The 11,668-nt window shown below is 45.3% G+C and carries 7 protein-coding genes; 2 read left to right on the top strand and 5 right to left on the bottom strand.

All coding sequences use genetic code 11. The features are described from left to right. Nucleotides 1-380 precede the first annotated feature (380 nt). Nucleotides 381-1,043: a ribulose-phosphate 3-epimerase gene (gene rpe / locus OGH69_RS10850; RefSeq protein ID WP_265174494.1), complete on the top strand. Its 663-nt coding sequence runs from the start codon at nt 381-383 to the stop codon at nt 1,041-1,043. Between the two features lie 191 nt (nt 1,044-1,234). Here rpe and OGH69_RS10845 read toward each other — a convergent pair whose 3' ends face one another. The 5 genes from OGH69_RS10845 to OGH69_RS10825 all read right to left on the bottom strand — a co-directional run bounded on the left by OGH69_RS10845 (nt 1,235) and on the right by OGH69_RS10825 (nt 9,060). Further along, a complete protein-coding gene (locus OGH69_RS10845; RefSeq protein WP_265174493.1) occupies nt 1,235-2,557 on the bottom strand; it encodes a TolC family protein in 1,323 nt (440 codons plus the stop codon). Beyond that, nucleotides 2,557-5,631, bottom strand: a complete 3,075-nt coding sequence (locus OGH69_RS10840) for an efflux RND transporter permease subunit (RefSeq protein ID WP_265174492.1) — start codon at nt 5,629-5,631, stop codon at nt 2,557-2,559. The genes OGH69_RS10845 and OGH69_RS10840 overlap by 1 nt, the downstream gene beginning before the upstream one ends. Next, nucleotides 5,628-6,704, bottom strand: a complete 1,077-nt coding sequence (locus OGH69_RS10835; RefSeq protein ID WP_265174490.1) for an efflux RND transporter periplasmic adaptor subunit — start codon at nt 6,702-6,704, stop codon at nt 5,628-5,630. The genes OGH69_RS10840 and OGH69_RS10835 overlap by 4 nt, the downstream gene beginning before the upstream one ends. A 555-nt stretch (nt 6,705-7,259) precedes the next feature. Next, a complete protein-coding gene (locus OGH69_RS10830) occupies nt 7,260-8,108 on the bottom strand; it encodes a helix-turn-helix transcriptional regulator (protein WP_265174489.1) in 849 nt (282 codons plus the stop codon). Between the two features lie 154 nt (nt 8,109-8,262). Then, nucleotides 8,263-9,060 carry a hypothetical protein gene (locus tag OGH69_RS10825; protein ID WP_265174488.1) on the bottom strand — a complete coding sequence of 266 codons (798 nt, stop codon included), beginning with the start codon at nt 9,058-9,060 and terminating at the stop codon, nt 8,263-8,265. 137 nt (nt 9,061-9,197) lie between these two features. Between OGH69_RS10825 and OGH69_RS10820 the strand changes: the two genes are divergently transcribed. Beyond that, a complete protein-coding gene (locus tag OGH69_RS10820; protein WP_265174487.1) occupies nt 9,198-11,441 on the top strand; it encodes a TonB-dependent receptor in 2,244 nt (747 codons plus the stop codon). Nucleotides 11,442-11,668: the final 227 nt, after the last annotated feature.

Here is an 11,668-nt window from a genome sequence, read left to right as displayed (position 1 = left end):
CGATATAACAATATATAACGCACCTACAGTTCAATAACTGTTCGTTTTTTGATTGATGATTGAACTCCGGCTGATTACCGGAGTTTTTTATTTTCATCAATTTTCTTTTCCCGCAATTTTAAAACATTGTTACTAACTCAAATTATTTAAACCGGAAAATCTTACAATAGTTAACGCAAGCATTATGCCAAAAATTGTATGATAATAAAAAATATTTGTAAGAAAAAGGCCGAAGGTTGCAGAGTCGTAAGGTGCAAAGCTTTAGCTGCCTGATCTCTATTCTTAATTATATCGCTTACTACTATTCAACTTTGTGACTTTGCGACTTTGCAACTCTGCAACTTAGGATTATCTTTGCCCCTCTAAACAACAACACACTAATGAAGAATACACTCATAGCACCTTCGGTGCTTTCGGCAGATTTTGCCAACCTGCAACGCGACATCGAAATGATTAACAGCAGCGAGGCGGATTGGTTTCACGTAGATATCATGGACGGCGTTTTTGTACCCAACATCTCCTTTGGGATGCCGGTACTCGAAGCCATTTCGCGCCACGCGAAAAAGACAGTTGACGTTCACCTGATGATCGTGAACCCTGACCAATACATCAAAACATTTGCACAGCTCGGAGCTAACAACCTTACTGTGCATTATGAAGCCTGCACCCACCTTCACCGTACATTGCAAGCTATAAAAGCCGAAGGCATGAAGGCCGGAGTGGCACTTAATCCGCATACCAACGTGGCCCTATTAGAAGACATCATCAACGATATCGACCTCATATGCCTGATGAGCGTTAACCCCGGATTTGGCGGTCAGTCGTTCATAGAGCGTACCTACAGCAAGGTAAAGCAACTGAAAGAGATCATCACACGCAACGGAGCTTCAACGTTGATAGAAATTGATGGCGGCGTGAGCGATAAGAACGCTGTACAGCTTGTTGAAGCAGGCGCCGATGTGCTTGTAGCCGGCAACTATGTATTCCGTGCTTCGGATCCTGTGGCAACTGTTGCAGGTTTGAAGAAACTGGCTTCTTTCTAAAGAAATACCGAATTATAAAGCAAAACCCCGAAAGTGATTTCGGGGTTTTATGATTTTGTACTGACAGGTCAGTCATTACGAGGAGGAACGACGAAGCCATCTTTCTTTTTCCATTATTATCTAATGAAAGATTGCCGCGCTCCGTTGCTCTGCGCTCGCAATGCCAGAAACGTATATTTTTGGAATAATTATTAAAAAGTAATATTCCCTGCCAGTTCCTTCAATGTCACTTCAGAAATTTTTGCCTGGTATTGTGCCGAGTTATTACGGGTTACAGCATTTACATAATTGAGCTGGGCGGTACGCACCTCAATTTGGGTAATGCTGCCTATGCGGTATTTTTCCATCGTAATGTCAAGATTTTGTTTTGCGATCTCAACATTATTTGCTTCAAGCTCCACCAGTTCCAGATTGGTCAGGTAGGTTTGGTAGGCGGAAATTAATTGCGAATTTATTGCCTGTGTCTGCTGTTCAATTATCACCTTGCTGTTATCAATTTGCAGGCGTGCCACATTCTCATTGCGCTTTTGCAAAAACCCATTGAAGATATTGATATTGGCCGATATGCCATAGCTCAAACCCCTGCCGCTGTTTTCGCGGGCAAATCCGAGGCTGTTTTCACTTTCAGTAAAAATATAGCCCGTACTTACAGCCACCTGCGGGTATCGAGCGGCCTTTACCTGCTTCAGATTAAGCTCGGCGACCCGCTTGTTGATGAGCGCCATTTGTATCTGCGGATTTTGCGATGATGCTGAAGACATCAGGTCTGCCAATTTGAGCTTATCATCTATTCCAACCGAATCTACTACCCGGAATTGCAATGTAAGGTCGCGTGCCAACAATTCATTCAGATAGGTTTTGGTATTTTCGTATAATTCCTTTTGCCGTAGGTAATTGGTAGTATCAGTATTGAGGTCAACTTTAGCGTTGAGGACTTCGAGCTTGGCAGCTTTACCTATCGTAAACCTGTTTTCTGCAAGCGTAACCCTCTGTTTTGAGATTACCACCGCTGTATCCAGTGCCTTCAGGGTCTGTTGTTGTTGTACAAGGTCGTAATAAGTAGTAAGCACATCACCAACACGGGTCATTATGGTAAACTTCAGTTCAGTACCCCCCAGCTTTTCCAACTCCTTAAGCTGGTCATAACGTGCAAACATACGGAAACCGTCAAATATGGTCCAGCCCAGGTTCACACCATACTGCATACTGTTGTTCCGGGCGTTGTCAAGCTCCTGTACGGTACCGTCGGCACGCACCTGTCGTGAGTTCTGTATATTGTTATTCTGGCTGAAAGTACCCGAAAGCGTAGGCATGATACCGGCATTGGCAAGGCTCACATTGTTCTCGTCTATCTTCAGGTCGTTGGCCGCCAGCTTTATGTCGTAATTGTTCTTCAGTGCTTCAGCTATGGCGCCTTCGGCGGTAAGCAACGGATATTCTGGCTTCACAATGCTATCCTGTGCCCATGCTGCAAGGCAGGAAAAACTCAGTGCTATGTAGATGAAAAACTTCATTAGTCTTCAAGATTATCAAATTCGGGGCGGTGTTTTTTTTGGCGCGACCACATATAGTATATTCCAGGGATAACAAACAGTGTGAGTATCAGCGAGAAAATGGTACCGCCCACTATTACCACACCCATTCCTATACGGCTGGTAGATGCCGCACCCAAAGACATTGCGATAGGCAATGCCCCAAGCGCTATGGCAAGGCTGGTCATCAATATCGGGCGCAGGCGCGATTCCGCAGCCTCCAATATGGCCTCATATTTTTCTTTCCCTTCCTCTCGGAGCTGGTTGGCAAATTCCACAATCAGGATACCGTTTTTCGTTACCAGACCTATAAGCATGATGGTACCGATCTGGCTGAAGATGTTCCATGTTTGCCCAAACAACCATAATGACAACAATGCCCCGGCTACTGCCATAGGTACCGTAAGTATGATGATGAACGGATCGATAAAGCTTTCAAACTGGCCTGCCAATATCAGGTATATAAGCAATAGCGCCAAACCAAAAGCAAACAGCGTATTGCTCGAACTCTCCACATAATCGCGTGACTCGCCTCCAAGGTCGGTCGTAAAAGTATCGTCAAGGACTTTCTCTTTGGCACGTTCCATGGCATCGATGCCATCGCTGATGCTCATGCCGGGCGACAGGCCTGCCGATACGGTTGCCGACATATACCTGTTATTATGATATAATTGCGGAGGGCTGCTTTCCTCCTTAACTGTCACAAGGTTATCTAACTGGATAAGCTGTCCTGTGTTGCTTTTAACGAATATTGAGGTAAGATCCAGCGGTGCATCGCGATCCTCCTTATCAAACTGGCCCATTACCTGGTACTGCTTGCCATTCATCATAAAGTAGCCAAAGCGCTGTCCGCTTAATGAAAGCTGCAGTGTTTGCGCCACATCAAGTAGTGAAACCCCAAGACTTTGGGCCTTTTCACGGTCTATAGTCACATTGATTTCGGGCTTGTTGAACTTCAGGTTTACATCAGTCATGGAGAATGTCGGGTCCTTGCTCACCTCATCCATGAATTCCGGTATTTTTTCCCGCAATTTCTCGAAATTCGGCGCCTGTATGATGTATTGTATCGGGAATCCTCCCCTGCGGTTCACTGCAATGGTTGGCTGTTCTGAGACCGATGTACGGGCTTCAGCATAACGCTTGGTCCATTTGGTAAGGTCGGCAGCGATATCCTTTTGCGAACGTTCCCTCTCATCCGGCTGTACCAAAGCAATCCTTATCCGCCCACTGTTTACCGATGCCGATCCCCAGCCCGGAGAAGTTATTACAAGGCTGGCTTTCTTCTCGGGTATTGAGTCGGCAATCAGGCGCTCCATTTCCTGCATGAAACGGTCCATATAATCATAGGACGCACCTTCAGGAGCCGTAATGTTCATTCCTATAAAGCTGCGGTCATCGTAGGGAGCGGTCTCCTTTTGAAGTGTCGAAAAGAATAATGCAATGAGGCCAATGCAAACGAAAAGTATCGGGAAGCTGAGCCATTTACGCTTCATGAAATTGGTTAGCGCACGTGCATACCCTTTGTTCATTTTTTCAAAATAAGGCTCAGTAAATTCGTAGAACCTCGACTTTTTATGAACCCCTTTAATCAGGTACGCGTTAAGCATCGGTGTAAGGGTAAGCGACACAAATGCCGATACCAGCACCGCCGCCGCGATGACGACCCCAAATTCCCGGAACAGCCGCCCGACGAAGCCTTCCAAAAATATCACTGGAAGGAATACCGCAGCCAGCGTTACCGATATGGAGATTACCGCAAAGAAAATCTCGTTGGCTCCTTTCATTGCTGCCTCAATCGGGGTCATCCCCTCCTCTACTTTTTTGAAAATATTTTCGGTTACCACGATACCGTCATCCACTACAAGCCCTGTTGCCAGAACGATGGCCAACAATGTGAGCACGTTAATGGAAAAGCCGAAAATATACATGATGAAGAAAGTCGCTATAAGAGATACAGGGATATCCAATAGCGGACGCAATGCAATGGCCCAGTCGCGGAAAAACAGGTAAATGATAAGTGTTACCAAAAGGATGGAAATGCCCAGTGTTTCCACCACCTCATGCACTGATTTTTTGATGAAAACCGTATTATCGATAACCACGTTGAGCTTCAGATCGGCCGGAAGCTCGTTCTTCATCTGTTCATATTGCTCGTAGAAGGCATCGGCGATCTCAATGTAATTGGTTCCCGGCTGCGGTATGATGGCGAGCCCAACAAGCTGCTGCCCGTCGTTGGTCATTTTGGTCTCGAGGTTTTCAGGCCCGAGTTCTGCATGGCCCACATCGCTCAGCTTAACGATTTTTTCGCCATCCGATTTGATGATGATGTTATTGAATTCCTCTGCCGTAGACAGGTTACCCATTGTCTTTACGGTAAGCTCAGTATTGGCCCCTGTCAGTTTTCCCGACGGCAGTTCGACATTCTGGCTGGACAATGCCGTACGGACATCAGAAACCGTAATGCCATAGGACGTCAGCTTAGATGGCTCAATCCACAGCCTCATGGCGTAGCGCTTTTGGCCCCATATCTGCACACTGCTCACCCCCGGAATGGTTTGGAGCCTTTCGGCAATTACATTCTCCGCATAATCGCTTAGTTCCAGCGGGTCGCGGGAGGCGCTCTGAACGGTCATGGTTACAATAGGCTCAGAATCGGCATCGGCTTTAGAGACTACCGGTGGCGCATCAATGTCCTGCGGGAGGCTGCGGACTGCTTGCGATACTTTGTCTCGAACGTCGTTGGCGGCCTCCTCAAGGTTTTTCTCCAGTTCAAATTCTATGGTAATGTTACTCGACCCCTGGTTGCTGGACGATGTAATGTTGCGTATCCCATCGATGGAGTTGATCGCTTTTTCGAGAGGTTCGGTAATTTGCGATTCGATGATGTCGGCATTAGCGCCTGTATAGCTTGTGCGCACCGATATGGTGGCCGGGTCGATGGACGGAAATTCACGTACTCCCAAAAAAGTATAGCCTATTACCCCAAACAGGATAATGGCAATGTTCATCACAATAGTGAGTACCGGCCTTTTTATGCTTAGCGTAGAAAGGCTCATGGTTTCGCAGCTTTAATTACCTTAACTTTTACAGGCGCATCCTTTTTCAGTGTCAGCACACCTGTTGTGAGCACGGTATCGCCCGGCTTGAGCCCGGAAAGCACCACAACATCCTTTTCGGTACGCGTAGTTGTTTCTACCCTAACCTCATCGGCTTTTCCGTTGCGCGATACAAATACCTTTTTACCACCCTGTACCGGGACAATGGCCTCGGTAGGAATGATATAGGCATCTTCAATTTTTTCCAGAGGCAATTCCACATTGGCAAAAGTCCCCGGAATGAATTTTCCCTGCTCATTATCTGCCACCGCCCGTATGCGTAGCGTGCGTGTAGCTTCCTCTACAGCCGGCTCGAGTGCATAAATAGTCGCTTTATATTTTTCCTTCGTCCCCGGAATGGTAAAGTTAACCACAGTGTTTGCCTTTACCTGCGATGCATATTTTTCAGGTATGGAGAAAGTGATTTTTATCTTACTGCTGTTTACCAGCCTGGCAATTAAAATGTCCGGCGTTACATAAGTCCCCGGCGATATGCTCCTCAAGCCTATTGTGCCTGAGAATGGCGCCCTTATTGATGTCTTGGCTATTTGTGCATTGATTAGCTGCGTTTGTGCCTGTGCGGTTTTATAGTCGGCTGTGGCAATGTCATATTCTTCGCGGCTGATGGCTTCTTTATCAAAAAGCAGCCTGGCACGCCTGGCATTTTCGGAAGCCAGGTTTTGGCGGGTTTGTGCCTGGCCCAGCTGTGCCCTGAGCTCTACGTCGTTAATCTTTACCAACACTTGCCCCTGTGCTACTTTTTTACCTTCCTCAAAATATATCTTTTCTGCTATTCCGGACACCTCACTACTCAATTCTACCTGCTCATTAGCTTCAATGGAACCTGAAAGTGAAAGGATGTTGGAAAAGGGTTCGGGCTTTACCACAATACCGTCTACAGCCATAGGAGGCTTTTTGCCATCTCCCCCACCGGAGGCATCGGTTTTTTTGGCATTGTTTTCAGAAATACGGTAGTAAATCAGGGCGGCTACCCCTAAAACGATAAGGGTGTAAACAAAATATTTTATCTTCATTGCAACAGTTAAGATATAGGCAAACGCAAAGCTAATGTAATATCCTATGATACAGTTGAAATTAACACTTTTTTAGGGGTATGTTTTCCTACAATTAACGTTAATCTTTGTCCGAATATATGAATCAGGATATCCGTTAACAGGAAAATACCCATTTATAGGTATTTCGCACTATTTAATAAACATCTATTTTCGCATCAAACCTGATCAGGTTTCAAACCAACCAATTTTTTTTGAGTAGAAAACCCCGCCATTTACAGCGGGGTTCTCGTTTTATTGGTTAATTGATTTTTATGATGAATGAGGGTCCTGACAGGGGAATTTTCCACACCCTACAGGATGATTTTAGGGTATATCCGGGGGGATATTTAGCACCCGTCAGTATGATTTTTGGGAACTCATCACTAAAACAGGATGTGCACAATTTTTTCTATAACAACTACAATTATTTTTGCCATGATTTTTAAAAATTGATTGATGATTGATAAAGCAAAATTGCAACATAGCCAAATCAAAAAATTGTAAAATTGGGACAGGCATAAATTTTCCAATTTACTACTCCTCAAAGTTCCAGTACAGCGACTCGTTCCCTAAATTGGTCAGCTTGGAAAGCAGGGTTTTGGGCGACTGCATGGTAACCGACTTGAAGTGCTTGATGTAGTGCGCCTGGTCGTAGTAATAGTTGAACAGCGCCACATCGGTCAGCGTGGCATCCTCACCGGCCTGTTGGGCATAGTTGAGCGCATTGCGGAACATCACCATCTTCTTGTATTCCTCTACCGAGCAGCACAGGTGTTTCCTGAAAAGCCTGAGCAGCATTTTGCGGTTTACGCCAATCGCTTCCGAAAGCTCCTCTACCTTTATGGTACCGTTGGAGTTGAGTATCTCCTGCACCGCCCGCTTTACGGCAGCCTCTTCAAAACCGCAGTAAGCCTCGCTGAAAAAACCATCCAGCAGTGCAGCCCCGGCCCGGGCATCACCAAGTTTTGTGATTTGGCCGACCACATCCAATAACGGCTTCCCGAAATAGTCAAAAGGCCCAAACGAAGGCTCAAAGGCCTCGCTTAACGGCTTGTTCAAAAAGTGGTTCAGCCCCAGCGGGTTAAAGACAATCCCTATTTTGGTAAAACGCCCCTCAATATCAACCGAAAAGCTCTGGTTGGTATTTATGGAGTAGTAGCAGCCTATACCCTCCTGCGCCGCCGGCCTTACAATGGAAGCGTTCTCCGTGAAGCGGACATCCGAATTCTTATAAATAGTAATGGCATGCATGTAATTGGGATAAAAAGTGAATTTGCTGTCGAAAGCTTCGTCATCAGACGAATGGAAATAGTAGTAGGCAATGTGCTTTGCCACAACCTTATCCGCAGGCTTTACCGTTGTGAAATTCCCTTTCGTGTCCAAGTCTTATCGTTTGCTATAAATATAGAAATAAATCACAAGAAGAAACCTTATACATAATTATTTCTTAGGTAATATGTACCTTGGAACTATAGTTTTAAACAGTGGAATGTTCTTGACAAATAAAACTTTTTATGTAATTTATGCTTGTGCTACATTAAAGGAATTTTGCATCAAACATAAAGTCTTCGATTTTATATAAACCAGATTGAATAATTCTATTTTTGAAGCCTGATTGTTTAATTATCTTTTTAATCTCTAAATAAACATCTTTCGGTATCCTTGGATCAACCACAATCTCTTGAAAACATTTATTTGGGTCAATTGGATAAGGATAGACCTTGTCAGAAGTTTGACATTGATCATTATGATAAACAATTCTTATTTCTCTTTCATGAGTAAACGCCAGACGCTTAAGCATTAGCGTTGAGGCTTGACCTTTACCACTTTGATCAATGAGTAATTCGCTGGCATTATCTCTTAACATAGTAACTAAATCCTGCTTTTTTAGATACTTAACCTTACCTATAAATGAGCAAAGATTGTATGGTCCACCATTATAGGGATTAATAGCATTTCGCTGAATAGTAAAAAGAGGCTCAAAAACATTCCTAATGGTAGACTTCACTTTTATTCCAATATTATCAACAATCAAATTTTGGTTTGAATCTTTTATATGTTGCGAATAGATTCTCCACATTGCATCACTTTCCTTTTTATAACTCCAACATTGTCCAAAATATTGATCTCTTGAACCGATTGTGAAGGTTTGACCCGTTGGAAGCCGACCAGTTGAATTTAATATAAAATTTTCAAATGGATCTTCCCACAAGGAAGTTTTTACTAAAACATTAGAATTGTTTTTCATCATATCCATAAATCTGCTTAATGGATAAATCCTATATATGTTTAAATCTAGATCTTTAATCTCTAAATTAATAAAGTTATTTGTCATAATCTAAGTATTGAATTTTTTAAAAATTGTTTTAGTTAAATCTAATAAAAACAACAATAATATATTAAAATAATAAAAAATAATTTTTAGTCTAAACTAAATTTATAATTTTACACAACGAATTATACTTTTAGCTGATGAGAATTTTTACACAGGTGTTTATTTTATTTATTTCAATTTCGTTTTATACCCAAACCGGCACAATTTCGGGAACGGTAAGCGATGCATCGGGTGGTGTTCCCGCAGCCCAGATTATCCTCTCCCCTGCCGGCATAAGCATTGCAGCCGATAATGATGGCCGTTATACCATTGCCGATGTGCCTTACGGCACTTACGAAATCATCTTCACTGCGGTGGGCCTGGAGACCGTACGGAAGAAAATAACCCTATCGCAGCCGGAAACCGTTATCGATATTAAAATGAATGAAGAAAGCACCTCGCTCGAGGAAGTGGTGGTAACCGGCACCATGAAGGAAGTCAGCCGCAGCGAAAGCCCCATACCGGTGGAGATCATCACGCCCAAGCTGTTCAAAAAGAACCCTACCGCCAGCCTGTTCGAAGCCATGGGGATGGTCAACGGCGTGCAACCGCAGCTGAACTGCAATGTGTGCAACACGGGCGACATCCACATCAACGGGATGGAAGGCCCGTACACCATGATACTGATCGACGGCATGCCGATAGTGAGCGCGCTCTCCACAGTCTACGGCCTGAGCGGCATTCCCAACAGCATCGTGGAGCGCATCGAGGTGGTAAAAGGCCCGGCATCGTCGCTGTACGGGTCGGAGGCAATGGGCGGCATCATCAACGTAATTACCAAAACACCTGCAAAAGCCCCGGTAATTTCGGCAGACACTTTTGTAACCAGCTGGGGCGAGCTGAGCATGGATGGCGCTGTGAAGTTCAATGTCGGCAAAGCCTCGTCACTACTGGGTGTCAACTATTTCAATTACAACCACAGGGCCGACAAGAACGGCGACAACTTTACCGATGTGACCCAGCAGAACCGCGTTTCCATTTTCAATAAATGGAATTTTGAAAGGCCGGAGGGACGCATCCTGAGCCTTGCCGGGCGCTATGTGTACGAAGACCGCTGGGGTGGCGAACTCAACTGGAGCACCAAATGGCGGGGCAGCGACACCATTTACGGTGAAAGCATTTACACGCGGCGGGCTGAGCTTATCGGGCTGTATCAACTCCCTTTTGCCGAACGCATCTTCACCCAGTTCTCCTACAACTGGCACGACCAGAATTCGTATTACGGATTTACACCCTACATGGCCACCCAACAGGTCGCTTTTGTGCAAACGTACTGGGACAAACAGTTTGGCGAGGAGCATACCTTCCTGCTCGGGGCAGCACTGCGCTATACCGAATATGACGATAATACCCCCGCCACCGCAACGGCCGATGGTACCGGTAACAATCCGCAGCGCACCCCCCTGCCGGGGCTTTTCATACAGGACGAATGGAGGCTGAACGACAAGCATAAGCTATTGGGCGGCTACCGCTTTGATTATGACAAAAACCACGGCGGAGTGCATTCACCGAGGGTGGCTTACAAGTTTTCGCCGAATGTGAATAACACGATACGTGCGAGTTTCGGCACCGGTTTCAGGGTGGTGAACCTTTTTACCGAGGACCATGCCGCACTCACCGGGGCACGCGATGTGGTGATTGCCGAAGCCCTGAAGCCGGAGCGTTCCTACAACGGCAACCTCAACTATGTACTGAAGATCCCTACGGAGGATTTTTTCCTGGGATTTGACATTACAGGCTTCTACTCATATTTTACCAATAAGATCGTGGGCGACTTTGATACCGATCCCAACAAGATCATTTACGACAACCTGCGCGGGCATGCCATATCGCAGGGCGTGTCGCTGAATACCGACCTCACGTTTACCTTTCCGCTAAAGATCATGGCAGGGGTATCGTACATGGATGTATTCCAGATGGAAGACACGGGTACCGGGCTTGAAAGGTCGCAACAGCTGCACGCGCCCAAATGGTCGGGGAACTTTGTAGGCACCTATACCTTCCCGAAAGACGTGAGCATCGACCTGACCGGCAACTGGTACGGGCCCATGCGCCTGCCCATATTACCCAACGACTACCGACCGGAATACTCGCCGTGGTTCCTGATAGCCAACGCGCAGGTAACTAAAAAGTTTGAGTACGGGCTGGAATTTTACGGAGGGGTGAAAAACCTGTTCGACTTCGTGCCGGGCGATCCCATCATGCGCCCCTTCGACCCGTTCGACAAGTATGTGGATGACGCTGTGAACAACCCCAACGGTTACACGTTTGACCCAAGCTACAATTATGCGTCAATGCAGGGCAGGCGGGTGTTTTTGGGGGTACGGTATAACTTTTTTTAATTGATTATTTTTTATTGTCTATTTATTATTGATTAGCTATGACACAAAGAGGCGCAAAGTTTCGCAAAGAGAAAAGTACCTCAGAGGCTTTGTGTATCTTTGGGGCTGCTTTGCGTATTCTATGACTTAAACAAGTTTAATTTCATATTTTTTACTAGCTCTTAAGCAGCATATTTCATCAGATCTACATAAGGTGTTTCACGTTTCACCACAGCAAAAATTCTTGC

It is taken from the genome of Flavobacterium sp. MFBS3-15 (genome assembly GCF_026107645.2).
GTDB lineage: Bacteria > Bacteroidota > Bacteroidia > Flavobacteriales > Flavobacteriaceae > Flavobacterium.
Note: the sequence above shows the minus strand (reverse complement) of the source record. Positions and strands in the feature narration are given on the sequence as shown.

What these genes read in the sequence shown, in the direction of transcription:
- OGH69_RS10835 (WP_265174490.1), bottom strand. Translation starts at nt 6,704, where the DNA reads ATGAAGATAAAATATTTTGTTTACACCCTTATCGTTTTAGGGGTAGCC.
- OGH69_RS10845 (WP_265174493.1), bottom strand. Translation starts at nt 2,557, where the DNA reads ATGAAGTTTTTCATCTACATAGCACTGAGTTTTTCCTGCCTTGCAGCA.
- OGH69_RS10825 (WP_265174488.1), bottom strand. Translation starts at nt 9,060, where the DNA reads ATGACAAATAACTTTATTAATTTAGAGATTAAAGATCTAGATTTAAAC.
- rpe (WP_265174494.1), top strand. Translation starts at nt 381, where the DNA reads ATGAAGAATACACTCATAGCACCTTCGGTGCTTTCGGCAGATTTTGCC.
- OGH69_RS10840 (WP_265174492.1), bottom strand. Translation starts at nt 5,631, where the DNA reads ATGAGCCTTTCTACGCTAAGCATAAAAAGGCCGGTACTCACTATTGTG.
- OGH69_RS10820 (WP_265174487.1), top strand. Translation starts at nt 9,198, where the DNA reads ATGAGAATTTTTACACAGGTGTTTATTTTATTTATTTCAATTTCGTTT.